Here is a 19,728-nt window from a genome sequence, read left to right as displayed (position 1 = left end):
GGTCAGCCCACGAGTCCGAGGTCCTTGCGCAGCTTGGCGACGTGGCCTGTCGCCTTGACGTTGTACTGGGCGACCTCGATGGCGCCGTCCGCGACCACGAACGTCGATCGGATGACGCCCTCGACGACCTTGCCGTACAGCTTCTTCTCACCGAAGGCGCCCCACCGCTTCAGGACGTCCTTCGACGGGTCGGACAGCAGGGTGATCGTCAGGCCGTCACGCTCGCGGAACGTCGCCAGCTTCTCGGGCTTGTCAGGGCTGATGCCGAGCACCGCGTAGCCCTCCGACTGCAAGCGGTCGATCGAGTCGCTGAAATCGCATGCCTGCTTGGTGCAGCCGGGCGTCATGGCTGCGGGGTAGAAGTAGACGATGACCTTGCCGTCCAGGTCCGACAACGTGACCGATTGACCGGTGTCGTCGAGGAGGGTGAAGTCGGGTGCGGAGTCTCCTGGCTGCAGGCGGGTCGTCATACGTCCTATCCTTACCCATGGGAGCAGACGCAGGCCCTGCACCCTCCGCAGGATCCAACCCAGACGCACAGTGAGCGAGGCACGACGTGGCGAAGGCCGAACCCGACGTTCTTGTCGATGAGATCGAGGAGATCCGCGAGCGATTGGCGGGCACCGTCGACGCCCTGATCGACCGCACCAACCCCAAGAACATCCTTCGGCGCGGGCTGGCGAGTCTCAAGGGTCGCTTCGTCGACGAGACCGGCTCGCCCCGGATGGGCACGATCGTGCCGGTGGTCGGTGGCACGGCGGCAGTGGTGGCCGGCATCATCGTCATCCGCAGGCTCGTGCGCTGATCGTGGCCGGCATGCTCCTCTGGCGATGAGCCCAGCACGCGACGTCCCGCTGAGGCTCCTACGCCTGCGCCGGCCTGCCGACTCGTTCGCCGACAGGCTTCACGTCCTCCGACGCCGCTGGCGGACGCTCGTCCGACTCAGCCTCGGCACGGCTCTGGCCTACTTCATCGCGACGCAGGTGTTCGACCACCGACAGGCGTTCTTCGCTCCGATCGCGTGCATCATCGTCCTGATAGCCGGCGGCGGCCTTCGCGGGCGCACGTCCTACGAGCTTGTCATCGGCGTCTCGCTCGGCGTCCTGGTGGGCGAGCTCCTGATCCTCGGCATCGGGCGCGGCACGTGGCAGCTCGCGTTGATCGTCACCCTCACCGTCATCATCGGGACGCTGGTCGGTCTCAAGGGTCTGGCACTCACGCAGTCGGCCACGTCATCGGTGCTGCTTGCCGCCGTCATCCCCGTGGCGGGCGCGGGCAACCCGGCCATCACCCGCTTCCTCGATGCCCTGGTGGGCGGCGCGGTGGGCCTCGCCATGATTCTTCTCATCCCGCGCAACCCCGTCCGGGACATCGATCGCGAGGTGCAGGTCTTCCTCACCAGGTTGGCCGGCATCCTCAGCCGCACCGCGCAGGCCCTGCGCACGATCGACGCGTCCCTTGCCGACCTCGCTCTGGAGGAAGCCCGGCTGATGCAGCCGCAGGTGGAGTCGATGACCTCGACGGCAGCAAACGTCAGTGAGATCGCCCGGATGGCTCCTATGCGCTGGAAGCAGCGCGACCACGTCCGGACGTATGTCGCCACCGTCCGCGACCTCGACAACGCCGTCCGCGACGCGCGGGTGTTGGCGCGAAAGACGTCGGCCCTGCTGCGTCATGGAGAGTCGGTACCGCCCAACATGGACCTCGCGATCGATGCACTGGCCAACGCCATCGGGATCTTCGCCGACGACTTGTCCGAGCGCGACGACTTCGCCGAAGCACGGCAGGAGCTCGTCGAGGCGGCGCGCATGGCATCGGCCGCCCTTCCCGATGCGATGACGATGAACAGTGCATCCATCGCCGCTCAGGTCCGGTCGCTGGCGGCCGATCTGCTCTACGCAAGTGGCTACAGCCGTGACGAGATAGATGAACGGCTCGAGTTCGACTAAGCGTTTTCGAGAGTTCAAGGGTGGTTCACCTCGGTCGGGTGAGGTGAGTCCATGAACTCACACACCGGAAAGACCGGCGGGCGCACCGTCGTCGGCGTCGCGGTGGCTGCGGCAATCATCGGCGATGGCATGGGCGACTCGGAGATCACGTGGGCTCGCAACTACCAGTTCGGGGCCGACGGTCAGTTCCCCGGCATCGACGCGCTCCCTTTGACGGGTCAGTACACGACCTTCTCGCTCACGAAGGACGGCACGGTCGACTACGTGCCCGACCCCGCCGCCACGGGATCGGCCTGGGCGACCGGCACGAAGACCTACGACAACGCCGTGTCGGCGGCGTACGGACCGCAGGCGGCGATCTTCGTCGGTCTGACTGACCAGACCGACATGTTCTTCACCATCTCGCGTGCGCTCCATCTCACGAAGTAGCTCGATCACACGATCCGCGGTCGTCGGAATGCGCTTCCGGCGGCCGCGGCTCGCGGGTGTTCGACAGGGCGCGCGGACCTGCGCTACGTTGCTCGGGTTACTCCGCGAGGAGCCCAGACTGTCGAAGGAGGTGGACCCATGAAGAACATCATCACGATGACCTTCGGCCACAACGGCCATGACGCCGTCGCGTCCTTCAACGGTCCGACCTCCGGAGCAGCGCACCTGAAGTAGCCCACATCTGTTGGCACTCCTGCCGCTTCGGATCTCTGATCCGGAGCGGTTTTCTCATGTCCCTACCAACCCTGTCCCTACCAACCCTGCCCACACCACTACCCATCAATTCGCCACCCAGAAAGGAGGCGCGACATGACCACCAAGCTCGATTCACCACTCATGCCCGCTCAGAACCCGACGAAGCCCACCACGGCCACAGGAACTGGAGAGGGGGTGATGGTGATGGCAGTGTTCGAGTCCCGCAAGGGGCGAAGCCGCACGGTCCGCGCCTGGGACGAGTTGTCCGGGATCGGTCGCGAGGCGCTCCTGGAGTCAATGCGGCAACGCCGCAAGGCTGAGGAGCAGCAGCGACAGATGTACACCGCGATGTTCAGTCTGCGCAGCAACCGTTGATCGACCCCACCCCTCGCGACATCGCACGTCGCGAGGGGTGGGGGCGGAGGCTAGCGGGAGCCGATTGCCGCGTGGAGGGCCAGGATGCGCTTGGCATCGCGCACGTGCAGCTCCTCGACCATGCGGCCGTTGAACGTGACGACCCCCTGGCCTGCGGCCTTGCCCTTCTCGAACGTCGAGATCATCTGTTGTGCGTGTTCGACGTCGTCGGCGGAGGGGCCGAACACGGCATTGGCCGGCTCGACCTGGCTCGGATGGATCAACGTCTTGCCGTCGAATCCCATCTCGCGCCCCTGGCGGGCCTCCGCGTCGAAGCCTTCGAGGTTCTTCACGTCGTTGTAGACACCGTCGAGGATGACCTTGCCCGCCGCGCGCGCGGCGAGCAGCGAGAGCGACAGCGCCGTGAGCACCAACGGCGTGCGGCCGGGGACGTGGAGGCCGTACGTCTCGTTGACGACGTCGTTGGTGCCCATCACGATGACCGTCAGGCGTTCGTGGGCCGCGCAGATCTCCTCGGCGTGCAGCAGCGCGATCGGCGTCTCGATCATGGCCCAGAGCTGAGTCGTGGCCGGCGCTCCGGCCGACTCGAGCGAGGCGACGAGCCGCAGGACCTCGCCGGCGGAGTTGACCTTCGGGACGAGCACGGCATCGGGTCCGGCCTTCGCGGCCGCAGCGATGTCGGCGTCGTGCCACTCGGTGCCGATGCCGTTGACCCGGATGGCGAGCTCGCGATGTCCGTAGTCACCGGACTGCACCGCGGCACACACCCGGTCCCGCGCCTCGGGCTTCGAGTCGGGCGACACCGCGTCCTCGAGGTCGAGGATCAGGGCGTCGGCATCGATGCCCTTGGCCTTCTCGAGTGCGCGCTCGTTGGCTCCGGGCATGTACAGGACGGAGCGGCGCGGGCGAAGGGAGTTGTTGTCAGTCACGGAAGCTCCTCAGAGGTCGTAGGCGGCGGCAAGATCGGCATCGCGCTCGGCGAGCGCCCGGGCGAGGTCGAGCATGACCTGGCACTGCTTGCAAGACGCGTCGTCCTCCATCTTGCCGTTGATCATGACGGCACCCGAGCCGTCGCCCATGGCCTCGACGACTTCTTTGGCATGCGCGACGTCAGCCGGGTCGGGGGAGAAGACCTTGCGCGCGATGTCGATCTGCACGGGGTGCAGGCTCCACGCCCCGACGCAGCCAAGAAGGAAGGCGTTGCGGAACTGGTCTTCACACGCGAGGACGTCCTTGATGTCACCGAATGGTCCGTAGAACGGCAGGATGTCGTTGGCCGCGCACGCGTCGACCATGCGCGCGATCGTGTAGTGCCACAGGTCCTGCTGATACGTCGCACGCCCCGTCGTGAGGTCGTCGCCGGTGGGATCCTCGCGCACGAGGTAGCCGGGGTGACCACCGCCCACGCGGGTGGTCTTCATGCGGCGGCTGGCGGCGAGGTCGGCGGGCCCCAGGGAGATGCCCTGCATGCGGGGGCTGGCACCGGCGATCTCCTCGACGTTGGTCATTCCCTCGGCAGTCTCGAGGATCGCGTGAATGAGGATCGGCCTTGTGATGCCGGCGCGTGCCTCCAGCTGCGCGAGGAGACGGTCGACGTAGTGGATGTCCTGCGCGCCCTCGACCTTCGGCACCATGACGACGTCGAGCTTGTCGCCGATCTCGGTGACGAGGGTGATGAGGTCGTCGAGCGCCCACGGCGAGTCGAGGCTGTTGATGCGGGTCCACAGCTGCGTCGGCCCGAAGTCGGTCTGCTTCGCGATGTCGACGAGCCCCAGCCGCGCGGCTTCCTTGTTCTCGGTCTTGATCGCGTCTTCGAGGTTGCCCAGGATGATGTCGACCTTGGGTGCGATGGCCGGCACCTTTGCCCGCATCTTCTCGTTGCTCGGGTCGAAGAAGTGGATCATCCGGCTGGGCCGGAACGGGATGTCCGCGACGGGCGTCGGCGCACCGACGGCGAGGGGGCGGAGGAACGCTCGGGGGTTGCGCACGCGGGTCCTTCTCTAGGTTGGCAAAGCTCTGTGTGGGCAGAGTCTGCGGACGACAAAACTCTTTTCAGTATGGCGATCGGCGTGGCGGCGCGGCTAGGGCGGGGGTCACACCACGGAGAACATGGGCCGCCGAGCCGGCGTGCCGGTGGGCCGCCGGGCGTGGGGTCAGGCGGCTTGGCGGTGGGTGGTTGGTCGTCGTCGGCGGCGGCGGCGGAGGGGTCGGCCGTCGCGGTTGGTGAAGGTGAAGCCGTTGACGGCGTTGCCGGCGATGTGCAGCAGGTCGCGGTGCAATAAATGGTGGCAGCGGGTGCAGAGTCCGACCAACAGGTCGAGGTCGGTGGGGCCGCCGAGTGACCACCAGATGGTGTGATGCACCTCAAGGTGCGTGTGTTGGCAGCCGGGGGTGGCGCAGACACCGTGCTGTCGGGCGATGACGGCTCGGCGTTGTCTGAGGGAGGGGTCGTGGCGGGTGGTGCCGACGTTGAGGACTTGTGCCTGGCGGTGGCCGTCGCCTTCGTCCATGAGGAACGCGGTCAGGTCGCTGACGCAGAGGAAGTACATCAACAGGTTCGGGCCGATCGTCCCGTGCCCGGCGAGGGTTGCCGGTTCGGTGGTCGGCATGGGTTCGGGGGTGAAGTGAGGCCGCTCGGTGGTGTTCTTGACGTGCTTGGCGGCGGCGGTGATGGTGTCGGCGTCAACGAACACCGACAGGTGGGGGCGGACTCCCTTGTCGGATGGCAGGCCGTCGTCCAGGACGGATGACAGCAGGTCGTCGAGTCCTTGGACGCGGCGTTGTGGGCCGGTGCGGGTGTCGTCCTTGTCGTGTGGTGCGGACACGGAGTCCAGGACCTTCTTGAGCTTCAACCCGGTGATGGTGTTGAGGAAACCGGCGACGTGAAACCCGTCGGGGACGGCGTTGACGGTGATGTCTTCCTTGTCCATGCCACGTTCCCAGGCGTCGTCGAGGTCGTGGGGGTGGACCTTGTCCTTGAGGTGCTTGACGGCCTCGAACAGCTCGCCGGGTTCGTTGTCGAGCGCGACCTGCACGAACACGTCCTCGAAGTGGCGCATGGGCGCCAACCCGACGTGCGCCAGACCGTAGACGAACACCCGGACGTGGGCTGCGCTGATCTGACCTGACATCGCCGCGTCGGCGACCAGGGGCAGGTCGCGCAGCGCGGCGACGTTCTTGACCAGCGCGGTGGCCTGACCGGCGTTCATCCGCAGCTGGTGACGGACCCACGTGCTCAGGGTCGAGGCGCCGTCGAGCTCGAAGTCTCTGGAGGTTTGCAGGTCGGCCAGCAGCACGGCTTTCACAGCATCGAGAGCGTCCTGCGCGGTCTGCACAGCCCTCAGCTGGCCGCGCACGTCACCTGATCGCAGCGTCTGCGCGGCGGTGCGCATCGCGTCGATGGTGGGCCGGGGATCCATGCCTACAGTCTACTCGAACAGGTGTTCGATGACAAGGGAATCGTACTGGAATGAAGGGTTATTCGTAGCACCGGTGCAGTGTTCGACGTGGGTGTGACGATGGCCGGACGACCCGTGTGATCCAGCACCGCCAAAGGGCGCGCGAGCACCAGGGCCGGGCTCCCACGTCAAGATCGCATCAAGATCTGCTGGTAGAGCATCAAGACCCCGACTTCTTCACAGAAGGAGGTGTCACATGGCTCTATGACCTTTGATTCCGCTGTCCTGCTGGTGATCGTGGTCGGCCTGTTGGCTTACCTCGTCGCGGCCTTGATCTTCCCCCACAAGTTCTGAGCCCGCATGAATGACACCGCATCCGGACTGCTCACCCTGGCAGTCCTCATTACTCTGCTCGCCGTCGTCCACGTCCCGCTGGGCGACTACATGGCGCGCGTGTTCGAGACCCCCCAGCACTGGCGGGTCGAGTCGCGCCTCTACCGCCTCGTCGGCGTCAACCCCGACGCCCAGCAGAGCGCCCGCTCGTACACCATGAGCGTCCTCGGCTTCTCGGTCGTCAGCCTCATCATGCTGTACCTGATCCTGGTCGGGCAGAGCGCGTTGCCCTTCGGCCGCGACCTCCCCGGCATGCCGTGGGACATGGGCGTCAACACCGCCGTCTCGTTCGTGACCAACACCAACTGGCAGTCGTACGGCGGTGAGTCGACCCTCGGTTTCGCTGCCCAGGCGGGTGGCCTCGCGGTGCAGAACTTCTTGTCTGCGGCCGTCGGCATCGCCGTCGCGGTGGCCCTGATCCGTGGCTTCGCCCGTTCACGCAGCGGCGAGCTGGGCAACTTCTGGGTCGATCTCACGCGCATCACCCTGCGCATCCTGCTGCCGATCGCCTTCGTCGGTGCGATCCTGCTGGTCTCGCAGGGCGCGATCCAGAACTTTGCCGACCACACCGTCCAGACGATCACCGGCGGCACGCAGGTCATCCCCGGTGGCCCTGTGGCCAGTCAGGAATCGATCAACCTGCTCGGCACCAACGGCGGTGGGTTCTTCAACGCCAACTCTGCCCACCCGTTCGAGAACCCCAACCCTCTGAGCAACCTGCTGGAGATCTTCCTCATCCTGGTCGTTCCGATCTCGCTGACCCGCACGCTGGGCACCATGGTGAAAAGTCGCAAGCAGGGTGTCTCGATCCTCGGCGCGATGACCGTCCTGATCGGTGCGTCCGTCGCCGTCACCACGTGGGCCGAGGCCGGTGCCCACTCCCAGGCCGCGCAGCTCGCCGGCGGAGCGATGGAGGGCAAGGAGACGCAGTTCGGCACCTGGGCGTCGTCCCTGTTCGCGGTGGCCACCACCAGCACGTCGACCGGTGCGGTCAACTCCGCGCACGACTCGTTGACCCCTGCCGGAGGTGGCACGGTCCTGGTCAACATGATGCTCGGCGAGGTCTCGCCGGGCGGCGTGGGAGCCGGCATCTACGGCATCCTCGTCATGGCGATCCTGACGGTGTTCATCGCCGGCCTGATGGTCGGCCGCACACCGGAGATCCTCGGCAAGAAGATCGGTGCCAAGGAGATGACCTGTGTCGCGCTCTACACCCTGAGCGTGCCCGCCATCATCCTGATCGGCATCGGCACGGCGATCGCCCTGCCCAGCTCGGCGGAGGCCATGGGCAACCCGGGCGGCCACGGTTTCAGTGAGGTGGTCTACGCCTTCACCTCCGCGGCCAACAACAACGGCAGTGCGTTCGGTGGCATCACCGTCACGTCGACGTTCTTCCAGATCGCGCTGGCCCTGGCGATGCTGCTGGGCCGGTTCATCCCGATCGTGCTGGTGCTCGCCCTCGCAGGTTCACTCGCCAAGCAGGGGAAGGTGCCGGTCACGGCCGGCACGCTACCCACCCACACACCCCTCTTCGCTGGTCTGCTCGTCGGCGTCATCCTCCTGATCACCGGCCTGACGTTCTTCCCGGCACTCGCTCTCGGACCCCTCGCGGAGGCCCTCTCATGAATCGGACACGGCCATGACGCTCCACACCCTTCTTGCGCAGCTGCCCTCGGCACTGCGGAAGCTCGATCCCCGCCACCTGTGGCGGAGCCCGGTGATGATGATTGTCTGGATCGGCTCGGTGATGACCACGCTCATCGCTGTCACCGATCCCAGCGTGTTCGCGTGGCTCATCGCCGTGTGGCTGTGGCTCACCGTCATCTTCGGCAACCTCGCCGAGGCCGTCGCGGAGGGCCGCGGCAAGGCGCAGGCCGCCTCGTTGCGGGCTGCCCGCACCGATGTCACCGCCCGCCGGCTCGACGCCGATGGCGTGGAGGAGGCAGTGGCCGGCACCCAGCTGGTCAAGGGGGACCGCGTGGTCGTCGAGGCCGGCGAGACGGTGCCCGGCGACGGAGATGTCGTCGAGGGTGTCGCCTCGGTCGACGAGTCGGCCATCACCGGCGAGTCAGCGCCGGTCATCCGTGAAGCCGGGGGCGACCGTTCGGCGGTCACCGGTGGCACCAAGGTGCTGTCGGACCGCATCGTCGTACAGATCACCTCGGCTCCCGGCGAGACCTTCATCGACCGCATGATTGCGCTCGTCGAAGGTGCGTCGCGCCGCAAGACACCCAACGAGATCGCCCTGTCGATCCTGCTCGTCAGCCTGACCATCGTGTTCGTGCTCGCCGTCGCGACGCTGAAGCCGATGGCTGACTACGCCGGCGCACCCCAGACCACCGTGGTGCTCATCGCGCTCCTCGTGTGCCTGATCCCGACCACGATCGGTGCTCTCCTCAGCGCCATCGGCATCGCCGGCATGGACCGCCTCGTGCGGGTCAACGTCCTCGCGATGTCGGGGCGCTCCGTCGAGGCCGCCGGTGACGTCAGCACTCTGCTGCTCGACAAGACCGGCACCATCACCTACGGCAACCGTCGCGCCTCGCGCTTCGTGCCCGCCGAGGGTGTCACTGCCAACCAGATGCGCGACGCGGCTCGGCTGTCGAGCCTCGCCGACCAGACGCCGGAGGGACGTTCCATCGTGGAGCTCGCCCTGGCCGAGGGCGCGGACGACGCCGACCTCCCGATCGGTGCCGAGTTCGTCGAGTTCACCGCGCAGACCCGCATGTCGGGAGTCGACCTCGTCGACGGACGGACGGTCCGCAAGGGCGCCGGCTCGTCTGTCGCCGCGTGGGTCGGACGGGACATGGACGCGGGCGTGCGCCTGACGATCGACGAGATCGCCGGCAGCGGTGGTACGCCGCTCGTCGTGGCTGAGGCCAACGGCTCGGGCTCCACGGTGCTCGGCGTCGTGCACCTCAAGGACGTCGTCAAGGAAGGCATGACCGAGCGCTTCGACGAGCTGCGTCGCATGGGCATCCGCACCGTGATGATCACGGGCGACAATCCGCTGACCGCCGAGGCCATCGCCAAGGAGGCGGGAGTCGACGACTTCCTCGCCGAGGCGACGCCCGAGGACAAGATGCGGCTCATCCGCAAGGAACAGGAGGGTGGCCGGCTCGTCGCGATGACCGGTGACGGCACCAACGACGCACCGGCGCTCGCCGCGGCTGACGTCGGTGTCGCGATGAACTCGGGCACCTCGGCGGCCAAGGAGGCCGGCAACATGGTCGACCTCGACTCCGACCCGACCAAGCTCATCGACATCGTCGGCATCGGCAAGCAGCTGCTCATCACGCGTGGTGCGCTGACGACCTTCTCGATCGCCAACGACGTCGCCAAGTACTTTGCGATCATCCCGGCGATGTTTCTGGTCGCGTATCCGTCGCTGGACACGTTGAACATCATGAACCTCGCGACGCCGGAGTCAGCCATCGCGTCAGCCGTGATCTTCAACGCCCTGGTGATCGTGGCGCTCATCCCGCTGGCCCTGCGCGGGGTGAAGTACCGCCCCGCGTCCGCCGCGTCGGTGTTGCGCCGCAACATCACGATCTACGGAGTCGGCGGCGTCATCGCCCCGTTCGTCGGGATCAAGCTCATCGACCTGATCATCTCCACCATCCCCGGAATTGGTTGATCCCATGAAGAATGACTTCCTTCGTCAAAGTGTCGCCGGTCTCAAGGTGCTGCTCGTCATGACTGTCGTGCTCGGGGTGGCCTACCCGGCAGCGGTGTGGGGCATCGGCCAGGTGGCCTTCCACGGCAGGTCGAACGGCCAGATCGTCTCGGTCAGCGGCAAGGACCGCGGTTCCAGCATCATCGGTCAGGACTTCCCGCTCACGAAGACGCAGTGGTTCCACGGGCGCGCCTCGGCCGCCGGATACGACGGACTGGCCTCGGCTGCGTCCAACCTCGGGCCGTCCAACCCCGACCTGCTGAAAGCCATCAGGGAGCGTCAGCAGCAGATCGCCAAGATCGAGGGTGTGGACGTGTCGAAGATCCCGGCCGACGCGGTCACCGCGTCAGCATCGGGTCTCGACCCGTACATCTCGCCGGAGTACGCGGCGTTGCAGGTCGACCGGGTCGCCATGACCCGCGGGCTGGATGCGTCGGTCGTTCGCGGCCTCGTCGCAGACAGCACCACGGGACGACAGATCGGTTTCCTCGGCGAGCCCAAGGTGAATGTGCTCGTGCTCAACCTGGCGCTCGAGCGACAGTGAACCGCGAGGCACCCGCCAAGGGGCAGGTGCACACTGGGTCCGTGCACAAGGGCGGCGGTCAGCGAGGCATCCTGCGGGTGTATCTGGGTGCCTCGCCCGGTGTCGGCAAGACGTTCGCGATGCTCGACGAGGGGCAGCGGCGGGCCGCGCGTGGCACCGACGTGGTCGTGGGCTTCGTCGAGACGCACGGACGCAAGCACACCGCCGAGCAGATCGGTGACCTCGAGGTTGTGCCGAGGCGCACCATCGACCACCTCGGCACCTCGCAGTCCGAGCTCGACCTGCCGGCCCTGCTCGCCCGCAACCCGGAGGTCGTGCTCGTCGACGAGCTCGCCCACACCAACGTTCCGGGTACCCAGAACGAGAAGCGCTGGCAGGACATCGAGGCGCTCCTCGACGCTGGCATCTGCGTCATCACCACCGTCAACATCCAGCATCTGGAGTCACTGAACGACGTCGTCGAGTCGATCACCGGCATCCGGCAGCGGGAGACCGTGCCCGACAAGGTCGTGCGCCAGGCCGACGCCATCGAGCTCGTCGACATGAGCCCGCAGTCGCTGCGCCGCCGCATGGCGCACGGCAACATCTACACCTCCGACAAGGTCGACGCTGCCCTCTCGCAGTTCTTCCGCGAGGGCAATCTCACGGCATTGCGTGAGCTGGCTCTGCTCTGGCTCGCCGATCGTGTCGACGAGGGCATGGACCGCTATCGCGACCAGCACGGCATCGACTCCACCTGGGCCGCGCGGGAACGCATCGTCGTGACGGTCACCGGCGGTCCGGAGTCCGAGGTGCTGCTGCGCCGCGCGGCGCGCATCGCGTCGCGCACCGGCGGCGGCGAGTGGCTCGCGCTCTATGTGACGCGCGGCGACGGCCTCGTCCAGATGGATCCAGACCGGCTGCACCGGTTGCACCGCATGACCGAGGACATGGGTGGCACGTTCCACACCTCCGTCGGCGACGACACCGCCACCGCGATCCTCGACTTTGCCCGGGCCGAGAACGCCACCCAGGTCCTGATCGGCGCCAGCCGGCGCGGACGTCTCTCCACCCTGGCCAACCCCGGCATTGGCGAGATCGTCATCGCCGAGTCGGGTGACATCGACGTGCACATCGTCACGCACGACGAGGCCCGCCGCACCAAGAACAACATCCGAGCCACGCCTGACCTGAGTCGACGCCGACGTGTCTACGGTTATGCGCTGAGTGTCATGGGCCCGTTTGCGCTGTCGGGCCTGCTGCTCGTCACGCCGGACTTCCATGGATTGTCCACCGAGGCGATGCTGTTCATGGCACTCGTCGTGGCGACGGCCATCACCGGAGGGTTGCGGCCAGCGATCATCGGCTCGGTGCTGGGCGGATTCACCCTCAACTACTTCTTCACCCCGCCGCTGGGCACTCTCACCGTCGCCAACCCCGAGAACGCCTTCGCCCTGGTGCTGTTCGTGGTCGTGGCGATTGCCGTGTCGTCCGTCGTCGACCTCGCTGCCCGCCGAACGGCCCAGGCCGAGAAGGCGAGCGCCGAGGCCGATGCCCTCACGGTGCTGTCGCACAGCCTGCTGCACGCTGGCGACTTCCGGTCGTTGCTGGCGAGTGCGTGCGAGCTGTTCGGCATGCGCGGCGCCGCCATCATCGACACTGACGGCGAGCAGGTCGTCGCCTACGGCACGCCGATCGAGGACGCGGCCGCCGCCGACGTGTGCGTCAGGGTCGACGACGAGTCGCAGCTCGTGCTCGTGGGTCGCTCGCTCCCGGCCGCAGACCAACGACTGCTCAAGGCGTTCGCGGCACACGCCTCGGTGCTGGGAGAGCGACGTCGCGCCGCCAAGGAGAGCAGCGAGCGGCGGGTGCTGGCCGAGACGGACCGCACCCGCACAGCCCTGCTGGCAGCTGTCTCGCACGACCTTCGCTCGCCCCTCGCTGCTGTCAAGGCCGCGGTGGGCAGCTTGCGCAACGATGACATCGAGTGGTCGTCCGAGGACGAGGAGGCGCTGCTCGCCACCGTCGAGGAGGGTGCAGACCGTCTCGACTACCTCGTGGCCAATCTGCTTGACATGAGCCGCCTGCAGATGGGCGCCGTGAAGGCGCATGTCGACGAGGTCGAGCTGGAGGCGACGATCCACACCGCGCTCAGCTCGCTACCCGGGCAGGAGCGCGTCGAGGTCAGCATCGCCGACGACGCCGCCCTGGTGGTGGCGGACGGGGGCCTGCTGGAGCGGGTGATCGCCAACCTCGCGGGGAACGCGCTCAGCTACGCGCCCGGCGACACCTCCGTGCGCATCGATGCCTCGGCATCCGCAGAACGGGTGCTGGTGCGGGTCGTCGACACCGGTCCCGGCGTCGAGGTGGAGCAGCGGGAGCGACTCTTCGAACCGTTCCAGCGGCTGGGCGACGTGCCCCGGGGCGAAGGCGTCGGCCTCGGGCTCGCGGTCGCTCGTGGCCTCACCGAGGCGATGGGCGGCACGCTGACGGCCGAGGACACGCCGGGTGGCGGGCTGACGTTCGTGCTCGACCTGCCACGCACCGGTAAAAGGTTGGAGGCGAACCAGGCATGACGTTCGTGCTTGCCGTCGACGACGACCCGGCCATTCTTCGCACCCTGTCGATCAACCTGCGCGCGCGCGGCTACGAGGTCCAGACCGCCGGCGACGGCCGCTCCGCCCTGCAGATCGTCGACGAACGTATGCCTGACGTCGTGATCCTCGACCTCGGACTCCCCGATCTCGACGGCGTGGCAGTCATCAAGCGACTGCGGTCGAACAGCCAGGTTCCCGTTGTCGTGCCCTCCGCCAGGCACGAGTCGGACGACAAGGTCGAGGCGCTCGACGAGGGCGCCGACGACTTCGTCACCAAGCCCTTCGAGATGGAGGAGCTGCTCGCCCGGGTCCGGGCCGCCATCCGTCGCGGCGGCGGCGATGGCGGCGGCGGGGGTGCACCGCTCGTGATCGAGGTCGGGGAGGTGCGACTCGACGTCACGGAGCGCAGAGCCACTCGAAGCGGTCAGGACGTCCGACTCACCCCGACCGAGTGGCACATCGTCGAGGTCCTTGGCCGCCGTGAGGGACGCCTCGTGCGCCAGTCCGAGCTTCTCCACGAGGTCTGGGGCCCGGGCTACAAACGTGAGACCAACTACCTGCGCGTGTATCTCGCGCAGCTGCGACGCAAGCTCGAGCTCGACCCGTCACGCCCCACGCTGTTCGTCACCGACCCCGGCATCGGCTACCGCCTCGTCGTCTGACCCTCGTCACGCAGGGCCATGGCATCGGCAACCTCGGCATTTCCTGCCTCACGCCGTAGTCCCGCGACGACCCCGGCGCGGTCCTCGGCGGAGCGGTTCTGGCTGAGCTTGGCCTTCGCCTCGACCTTCACGACCGTCATCTCGAGCCCGACGATCGCCCGGAGGTTCTTCTCGACGTAGGTCTCGGGTGCATCCGTCACGGCCCAGGGACGATCGCGATGCTGCTCGTGGCGGTCGGTGAGCTCGGTGACCGCCCGTCGCACCCACTCGGTGTCGTCGTGGACGAGAACGGTTCCGGTCAGGTGCACGGCCGAGTAGTTCCACGTCGGGACCACTCGACCGTGGTCGGCCTTCGAGGGGTACCAGGACGGGGAGACGTAGGCCTGTGGTCCCGCGATGATCATGAGCACAGGCTCGTTGTCCACGATCTCGCGCCAGTGCGAGTTGGCCCGGGCCATGTGGGCCACAACCGTGTCGCCGTCGGCACTCCAGAGAATCGGCAGCAACGTGGCGAGCGGTGTGCCGTCCGTCCCGGTTGTCACGACGTGGGCGCTGCCGATCGACTCCACGAAGGCTCGGACCTCGTCGGGATCGTCCATCACGTTGAACCGCGGGATGTACACGGCAGCAGCCTAGGCGCGCCGGTGCGTCACGTGGCACCTCGGTGGGATCACACAATCGTCCACCGCTTCTTTCAGGAGAGTGTCCGGCATGCCCGCCGGGATGATCAGGCGTCGTCGCTGTTGCTCAGCCCGCGGCGAGCCGAGAGCAGCTCGAACTCCGGTCGTCCGGCGACGAAGTTCTCCACCGAGTCGAGCACGTCGACCACGTGGCGGCTGTCGGCGGCCACGACGGCGACTCCGACACCGGCGCGACGATGCAGGTTCAAGCTCCCGGTCTCGGCGGCAGCGACGGTGAACGTGCGCCGGAGGTCGGCGACCAAGGGCCGCACGAAGGAGCGTTTCTCCTTGAGCGAGTGCACGTCGCCCAGCAGGATGTCGAACTCGATCCAGCCGATCCACATCACGGATTCCGGTCTTCCCCGAAAAGGAACCGCAGCTCGAGGACGTCCATCAGACCATCATGGCCTCTCCCGCTGCGGGAAGCGGACGGGATCCGCCTGCCAAGCCCCCGCTGACAGGCCCTGCGAGTATCGAGTCGTGATGTCGCAGCTGCTCCGCCTCGTGGTTTCCTGCATGGTGCTGGGCATCGGCGTGGCGATGCTTTTGCTGGCGGCGCTGGGGTCAGACGGCTACTCCACGATGATCAACGGGCTGTCGATCGCGCTCGGTACCGAGTTCTGGGTCGTCAACCTCGTCGTCGGCGTCATTCTGGTGGCGATGGCCTGGTCGCGAGGGATCAGGCCGGGGCTTGGCACCATCACCCAACCGATCGTGGTCGGCCTGGTGGTGTCGGCGCTGCTCGACAACGTCACCGAGCCCGACGGGCTGTGGGTGCGGGTGATGCTGCTCGTCGTGTCATGTCCAGTACTGGCGGCCGGAGTTGCGGGCTACCTCGCGGTGGACGCCGGGGCCGGGCCCACCGAGGCGGCCGCGCTCGCCTTCGACCCACCGGTGCCCTTCAGGTGGAGCTACAGCGTCGTGCAAGGTGGAGGTGCGCTGGTCGGATGGCTGTGTGGTGCCGCCGTCGGACCCGGCACGATCATCGTGATCGTGCTTCTCGGACCCCTCATCGACCTGATGTCGTCGCGGTTCACGCAGCGCGTCTGACCCGTCAGGCTGCGGAGGTTGCCCTGAGCTCGTCGACGAGGCTCGGACGGGTCGGCAACCAGCCCAGCTCGGTGCGCGCGCGCTCACCGGTGGCCTGCTGGTCGAGCAGGAGCGCTTCACCGAACGCCCCGAGACGGCCAATCGTCGCGTCGTCGCTCTCGGGCGCAACGTCGTCGGACAACGCTTCTCCGAGCTCGCGCACCGTCGGGTTCTGTCCGCTGACCGCGATGTAGGACTGGCCGCCCGGGGCCTGCTCGACCGCGCGCACGTAGAGGTCGGCCAGGTCGTCGACGTGCACCGTGGTCCAGTGCTGATCGCCACTGCCGATCAGCGGGAGGGGTCCGTCCTCGACGGCCGCACCGGCAAGCATCGCGGAGATGCCCCGGCCGTGACCGTAGACGATGCCGGGCTGGATCACGGTGGCCTTGACCTCAGACCCGAGAAGTCGGCTCTCGCCCTCGGGACGCCAACCGGTGATCGCGATGGGCGCAAGAACGCTGGTCTCGGAGATCGAAGGGTTGCTGCCGTACGTCCAGATGCCACCGGTGTGGACGAACGCCTTGTTGGTGCCGGCGAAGGCGTCGATGATCGCGTCGATGACGGCGGCGTTGAGCTGCGCGTCCCTCTCGTCGCTGCCGGCCGCTGTGTGGATCGCGGCGTCATGCCCGCGCAGCTCGGCGGACAGCCACGCGGAATCGAACAGGTCACCGATGACGGCCGTGGCGCCGGAGTCTGTCGCCCTCAGCGACGACTGCTGGCTGCGAACGATCGCGGTGACGTTGTGCCCTGCCGCGACGAGGCGGTCGAGAACCGCTGATCCGATGTATCCGGTGGCCCCGGTGAGCAAGATCTTCATGTCTTTCACAACCGGGGCCCGCTGGCGCCTATTCCGGCATCCGGGTGGACATCGGGTGAACAGCCCGGGTGGCGCAGTCGATGCAGGTCCGAGCCGTCGGGCGAGCCTCGAGCCGTGCGGACGGGATGCGCCGACCACACGACAAGCAGATTCCGTAGACGCCGCGGTCGAGCCGGGTGCCAGCTTCCTCGATCTCGGCGAGGTGCCGCTTGGTCTGCTCGATCAGCGCGTCGACCTGGGAGCGCTCGAACGCGATGGTCGAGCCCTCCGGGTCGTGCTCGTCGTCGGCGTTGGAGTCCAGCGATGCCGCCACGATGTCGGCGTGGTCGCTCTGGAGGGATGCGAGCCTGCGCATCGTCGCCTGGTGCTCGGCCGCCAGGATCGTCGCGGCCGCGTCATGGTCCATGCGTGTGCACCCCCAACAGAAGTGAAGGCCCCGTTCGGCGAGGAACGGGACCTTCACAGTGCGGCAACAGGGACTCGAACCCCGAACCCGCTGATTAAGAGTCAGCTGCTCTGCCAATTGAGCTATTGCCGCGAAGCGGGTGCAACGGTATCAGCCGCTCAGGGTCGTCCAAAATCGCGGTCGGTCTCGAGGATCGCGTGGGCGGCATTGTGACCGCCGATACCGCTGACGGCGCCCCCTCGACGAGCTCCGCTGCCGCACATCAGGACCCGCGGATGACTGGTGTCGACGCCCCATCGGTGAGCAGCATCGTGTGCTCTCTCGCCCTCCTCCAGCCACGGCCACTGCAGGTCGCCGTGGAAGATGTGGCCGCCCGGCATGCCCAGCATGTCCTCGATCTGGGCTGGCGTCTTGCGCTCGACGCCCAGGATCAGCGGCTCGATCGGCTCGGCGAGATGTTCGTCGATCGCGGCGAGGAGCTGGGCGTACGCGAGCTCGGCCGCCGTGTCGTCGGGGAGGGTCTCGTACGGGGTGTGCAGCCCGAACCAGGTCAGCGTCTGGGCGTCAGTGGCGGCGAGATCGGGCCCGAGTATCGATCGGTCGGTGAGGGTGTGGCAGTAGAGCTCACCCACCGCCCGGTCGGGCAGCAGGCCGCTGGCCGCTCGCCGGTAGGCGGACTCCAGCTCGCTCATCGCCTCGCCGAGGTGAAACGTGCCCGCGAACGCGATGGCCGGGTCGACGCCGGACTTCAGGCGAGGAAGTCGCGAGACCAGCAGGTTGACCTTGAACTGCGACCCCGAGGGCTTGGACGGGAGCGGCTCGCCCAACATCCGCGCGAGGACGTAGGGGGCCACACCGCTCAGCACGAGGTCGGCCTCGACAGCGAACCCGTCGCCGACGACCACGACCCCGTCGTCCCGCGCCACGATGGTGGTCACCTCCGACTCGGTGCAGATCGTGGCGCCGGACTCGCGAGCCACGCGCTCGAGCTCGCCGGTGACCGCCCCCATGCCGCCGACCGGCACGCGCCACTCGCCGGTGCCGTTGCCGATCAGGTGGTAGATGAAGCACCTGTTCTGGATGAGCGTCTCGTCGTGCAGCGAGGCGAAAGTGCCGATCAGCGCGTCCGTCCCGACGATTCCGCGGACGAGGTCGTGGGCGAACCGCCTCTCGATGGCGGCGCCGAGCGGCTCGTCGACAAGATCGGTCCAGATGCTCATCGAGGACTGGTCGCGGAGGTTGCCGATGTGGGGGAGAGGCGACAGGAGGGTCGGCGCGATGACCTCGGCCAGCCCGGCGACCTCGGCGTAGAAGAGCTGCCACGCCCGGTGCTCGTCGTCCGAGCCGGTGAGGGCACGGAACGACTCGGCCGTCGCCTCGCCCTCGACGGTCTCGACCAGCAGGCCACCACCGTCGTACGGCGTGTAGGACGCTGTGTCGCGGGAGCGGAGCTCCAACGTCAACCCCAGCTCGTCGATGATCTGCTGCGGCATCAAGCTGACGAGGTAGGAGAATCGGGAAAGGTTGGCGTCGATGCCGTCGAAGGGCCGGGCGCTGATCGCGGCCCCCCCGACGTGGGCCAGCCGTTCGAGCACCACGACGGCCTTGCCGGCTCGGGCCAGATAGGCCGCCGCCACCAGAGCGTTGTGTCCGCCGCCGACGATCGCTACGTCATACGTCGTCGTCATGTGTCAGCGACTCGTCGAGCGACGGTACTGGGCGTTGGCGAGCGGGACGAAGATGAGCAGCACCGCGGCCGCCCAGATCAGCGTGTACAGCTCGGGGTGCATCAACGGCCATGCCGTCGGACCAGCAGCTCGGGGGTCGGGGTCGGGGTTGCCGAACAGGTTTCGCGCCGCCTGCGTGACGGCCGACACGGGATTCCACTCGGCGAACGCCCGCAGCGGGCCGGGCAGCGTGCCGAGAGGGACGAACGTGTTCGCCACGAACGTGAGCGGGAAGATGATGATGAACGAGGCGTTGTTGACCACCTCGGGGCTCGGCACCAGCAGCCCGACCCAGGCCATGACCCACGAGATGGCGTAGGCGAAGACAAGTAGCAGGACGTACCCCCACAGGGCATCGAAGAATGACGTGCGGATGCGCCATCCGACGGCGAGACCCGTCAGGGACATCACGACCAGCACGATGATGTTGTTGACCACGTCGGACAGGGTGCGGCCGGCCAGCACGGCGGACGGTGCCATGGGCAGCGACCGGAAGCGGTCGACGATCCCTTTCTGCACGTCGTCGGCGATGCCTGCACCGGTGATGGTGGCGCCGAAGACAACCGTCTGGGCGAAGATGCCGGCGATGAGGAACTCGCGGTAGCCGCTTCCCCCTCCCTGCTGGTCGATGGCGCCACCGAAGACGTAGGCGAACAGCAGCACGAACATGACGGACTGGACGGTGACGACCACCAGCATTTCGGGCATGCGCCGGATGTGGATCAGGTTGCGCCATACGATCGTCGCCGACG

General features: G+C 67.5%; 21 protein-coding genes and 1 tRNA gene. 11 read left to right on the top strand and 11 right to left on the bottom strand.

Going from position 1 to position 19,728, the window contains the following annotated elements; translation table 11 throughout:
• Positions 1-2: 2 nt before the first annotated feature.
• A complete protein-coding gene (gene bcp, locus H7290_RS17035; protein WP_290515217.1) occupies positions 3-470 on the bottom strand; it encodes a thioredoxin-dependent thiol peroxidase in 468 nt (155 codons plus the stop codon).
• Between the two features lie 86 nt (positions 471-556).
• On the opposite strand from bcp, the gene H7290_RS17030 reads away from it, so the two are divergent.
• The 4 genes from H7290_RS17030 (at position 557) to H7290_RS17015 (ending at position 3,008) form a co-directional block, all read left to right on the top strand.
• Entirely contained in the window at positions 557-805 is a 249-nt protein-coding gene (locus tag H7290_RS17030) for a DUF3618 domain-containing protein (RefSeq protein WP_290515216.1), read from the top strand.
• Between the two features lie 25 nt (positions 806-830).
• On the top strand, positions 831-1,949 hold the full coding sequence (locus H7290_RS17025; RefSeq protein ID WP_290515215.1) for an FUSC family protein: 1,119 nt from the start codon (positions 831-833) through the stop codon (positions 1,947-1,949).
• Between the two features lie 51 nt (positions 1,950-2,000).
• Positions 2,001-2,378, top strand: coding sequence for an alkaline phosphatase (locus H7290_RS17020; protein WP_290515214.1), 378 nt, complete (start codon positions 2,001-2,003; stop codon positions 2,376-2,378).
• 369 nt (positions 2,379-2,747) lie between these two features.
• Positions 2,748-3,008, top strand: a complete 261-nt coding sequence (locus tag H7290_RS17015) for a hypothetical protein (RefSeq protein ID WP_290515213.1) — start codon at positions 2,748-2,750, stop codon at positions 3,006-3,008.
• Positions 3,009-3,058: 50 nt separating this feature from the next.
• Here the strand turns inward: H7290_RS17015 and H7290_RS17010 are convergent, their stop codons facing one another.
• The 3 genes from H7290_RS17010 to H7290_RS17000 form a co-directional block, all read right to left on the bottom strand.
• Positions 3,059-3,937: a CoA ester lyase gene (locus H7290_RS17010; protein WP_290515212.1), complete on the bottom strand. Its 879-nt coding sequence runs from the start codon at positions 3,935-3,937 to the stop codon at positions 3,059-3,061.
• A gap of 9 nt (positions 3,938-3,946) precedes the next feature.
• Positions 3,947-4,996: a CoA ester lyase gene (locus H7290_RS17005; protein ID WP_290515211.1), complete on the bottom strand. Its 1,050-nt coding sequence runs from the start codon at positions 4,994-4,996 to the stop codon at positions 3,947-3,949.
• A gap of 165 nt (positions 4,997-5,161) precedes the next feature.
• The gene (locus H7290_RS17000) at positions 5,162-6,427 is read right to left on the bottom strand and encodes an HNH endonuclease signature motif containing protein (protein WP_290515210.1); all 1,266 of its coding nucleotides are present in this window, start codon (positions 6,425-6,427) and stop codon (positions 5,162-5,164) included.
• Positions 6,428-6,670: 243 nt separating this feature from the next.
• On the opposite strand from H7290_RS17000, the gene kdpF reads away from it, so the two are divergent.
• The 6 genes from kdpF to H7290_RS16970 are packed head-to-tail and all read left to right on the top strand — an operon-like array spanning position 6,671 to position 14,257.
• On the top strand, positions 6,671-6,760 hold the full coding sequence (kdpF, locus tag H7290_RS16995; RefSeq protein ID WP_290515209.1) for a K(+)-transporting ATPase subunit F: 90 nt from the start codon (positions 6,671-6,673) through the stop codon (positions 6,758-6,760).
• Between the two features lie 6 nt (positions 6,761-6,766).
• Positions 6,767-8,425 (top strand): potassium-transporting ATPase subunit KdpA, encoded by a 1,659-nt coding sequence (gene kdpA / locus H7290_RS16990; RefSeq protein WP_290515208.1) that lies wholly within the window; start codon positions 6,767-6,769, stop codon positions 8,423-8,425.
• 13 nt (positions 8,426-8,438) lie between these two features.
• Positions 8,439-10,436, top strand: coding sequence for a potassium-transporting ATPase subunit KdpB (kdpB, locus tag H7290_RS16985; RefSeq protein WP_290515207.1), 1,998 nt, complete (start codon positions 8,439-8,441; stop codon positions 10,434-10,436).
• 4 nt (positions 10,437-10,440) lie between these two features.
• Positions 10,441-11,019, top strand: a complete 579-nt coding sequence (kdpC, locus tag H7290_RS16980; RefSeq protein WP_290515206.1) for a potassium-transporting ATPase subunit KdpC — start codon at positions 10,441-10,443, stop codon at positions 11,017-11,019.
• A 41-nt stretch (positions 11,020-11,060) separates the two neighbouring features.
• Positions 11,061-13,574 carry a sensor histidine kinase KdpD gene (locus H7290_RS16975; protein WP_290515205.1) on the top strand — a complete coding sequence of 838 codons (2,514 nt, stop codon included), beginning with the start codon at positions 11,061-11,063 and terminating at the stop codon, positions 13,572-13,574.
• The gene (locus H7290_RS16970) at positions 13,571-14,257 is read left to right on the top strand and encodes a response regulator transcription factor (RefSeq protein ID WP_290515204.1); all 687 of its coding nucleotides are present in this window, start codon (positions 13,571-13,573) and stop codon (positions 14,255-14,257) included. Before H7290_RS16975 ends, H7290_RS16970 begins: the two co-directional genes overlap by 4 nt.
• Here the strand turns inward: H7290_RS16970 and H7290_RS16965 are convergent.
• Positions 14,239-14,880 carry an FMN-binding negative transcriptional regulator gene (locus H7290_RS16965; protein WP_290515203.1) on the bottom strand — a complete coding sequence of 214 codons (642 nt, stop codon included), beginning with the start codon at positions 14,878-14,880 and terminating at the stop codon, positions 14,239-14,241. The two genes, H7290_RS16970 and H7290_RS16965, sit on opposite strands and share 19 nt — an antisense overlap.
• Before the next feature lie 104 nt (positions 14,881-14,984).
• Positions 14,985-15,281 carry a DUF503 family protein gene (locus tag H7290_RS16960; RefSeq protein WP_290515202.1) on the bottom strand — a complete coding sequence of 99 codons (297 nt, stop codon included), beginning with the start codon at positions 15,279-15,281 and terminating at the stop codon, positions 14,985-14,987.
• A gap of 139 nt (positions 15,282-15,420) precedes the next feature.
• Here H7290_RS16960 and H7290_RS16955 point away from each other — a divergent pair, with 139 nt between their 5' ends.
• Positions 15,421-15,987 carry a hypothetical protein gene (locus H7290_RS16955; protein WP_290515201.1) on the top strand — a complete coding sequence of 189 codons (567 nt, stop codon included), beginning with the start codon at positions 15,421-15,423 and terminating at the stop codon, positions 15,985-15,987.
• Between the two features lie 4 nt (positions 15,988-15,991).
• Here the strand turns inward: H7290_RS16955 and H7290_RS16950 are convergent, their stop codons facing one another.
• The 5 genes from H7290_RS16950 to H7290_RS16930 all read right to left on the bottom strand — a co-directional run.
• Positions 15,992-16,843, bottom strand: coding sequence for an NAD-dependent epimerase/dehydratase family protein (locus tag H7290_RS16950; protein ID WP_290515200.1), 852 nt, complete (start codon positions 16,841-16,843; stop codon positions 15,992-15,994).
• A gap of 28 nt (positions 16,844-16,871) precedes the next feature.
• Complete coding sequence (locus H7290_RS16945) at positions 16,872-17,249, bottom strand: TraR/DksA C4-type zinc finger protein (protein ID WP_290515199.1); 378 nt, start codon at positions 17,247-17,249, stop codon at positions 16,872-16,874.
• Between the two features lie 59 nt (positions 17,250-17,308).
• Positions 17,309-17,381 (bottom strand) — tRNA-Lys (locus tag H7290_RS16940).
• A gap of 26 nt (positions 17,382-17,407) precedes the next feature.
• Positions 17,408-18,937, bottom strand: coding sequence for an NAD(P)/FAD-dependent oxidoreductase (locus H7290_RS16935; RefSeq protein ID WP_290515198.1), 1,530 nt, complete (start codon positions 18,935-18,937; stop codon positions 17,408-17,410).
• Between the two features lie 3 nt (positions 18,938-18,940).
• Positions 18,941-19,728: ABC transporter permease (locus H7290_RS16930; protein WP_290515197.1), on the bottom strand; the 788-nt coding region annotated here is incomplete at its 5' end.

The organism is Aeromicrobium sp., assembly GCF_014378035.1.
In the GTDB taxonomy this organism is placed as follows: Bacteria; Actinomycetota; Actinomycetes; order Propionibacteriales; family Nocardioidaceae; genus Aeromicrobium.
This window is presented reverse-complemented; position numbering and strand designations above follow the sequence as displayed.

Bases quoted from the DNA above. Each gene is read 5' to 3' on its own strand.
- H7290_RS17000 (WP_290515210.1), bottom strand. From the start codon at position 6,427: ATGGATCCCCGGCCCACCATCGACGCGATGCGCACCGCCGCGCAGACG.
- kdpC (WP_290515206.1), top strand. From the start codon at position 10,441: ATGAAGAATGACTTCCTTCGTCAAAGTGTCGCCGGTCTCAAGGTGCTG.
- H7290_RS16970 (WP_290515204.1), top strand. From the start codon at position 13,571: ATGACGTTCGTGCTTGCCGTCGACGACGACCCGGCCATTCTTCGCACC.
- H7290_RS16945 (WP_290515199.1), bottom strand. From the start codon at position 17,249: ATGGACCATGACGCGGCCGCGACGATCCTGGCGGCCGAGCACCAGGCG.
- kdpF (WP_290515209.1), top strand. From the start codon at position 6,671: ATGACCTTTGATTCCGCTGTCCTGCTGGTGATCGTGGTCGGCCTGTTG.
- H7290_RS16960 (WP_290515202.1), bottom strand. From the start codon at position 15,281: ATGTGGATCGGCTGGATCGAGTTCGACATCCTGCTGGGCGACGTGCAC.
- H7290_RS16955 (WP_290515201.1), top strand. From the start codon at position 15,421: ATGTCGCAGCTGCTCCGCCTCGTGGTTTCCTGCATGGTGCTGGGCATC.
- H7290_RS17025 (WP_290515215.1), top strand. From the start codon at position 831: ATGAGCCCAGCACGCGACGTCCCGCTGAGGCTCCTACGCCTGCGCCGG.
- H7290_RS17015 (WP_290515213.1), top strand. From the start codon at position 2,748: ATGACCACCAAGCTCGATTCACCACTCATGCCCGCTCAGAACCCGACG.
- kdpA (WP_290515208.1), top strand. From the start codon at position 6,767: ATGAATGACACCGCATCCGGACTGCTCACCCTGGCAGTCCTCATTACT.
- H7290_RS16950 (WP_290515200.1), bottom strand. From the start codon at position 16,843: ATGAAGATCTTGCTCACCGGGGCCACCGGATACATCGGATCAGCGGTT.
- bcp (WP_290515217.1), bottom strand. From the start codon at position 470: ATGACGACCCGCCTGCAGCCAGGAGACTCCGCACCCGACTTCACCCTC.
- H7290_RS17020 (WP_290515214.1), top strand. From the start codon at position 2,001: ATGAACTCACACACCGGAAAGACCGGCGGGCGCACCGTCGTCGGCGTC.
- H7290_RS16935 (WP_290515198.1), bottom strand. From the start codon at position 18,937: ATGACGACGACGTATGACGTAGCGATCGTCGGCGGCGGACACAACGCT.
- kdpB (WP_290515207.1), top strand. From the start codon at position 8,439: ATGACGCTCCACACCCTTCTTGCGCAGCTGCCCTCGGCACTGCGGAAG.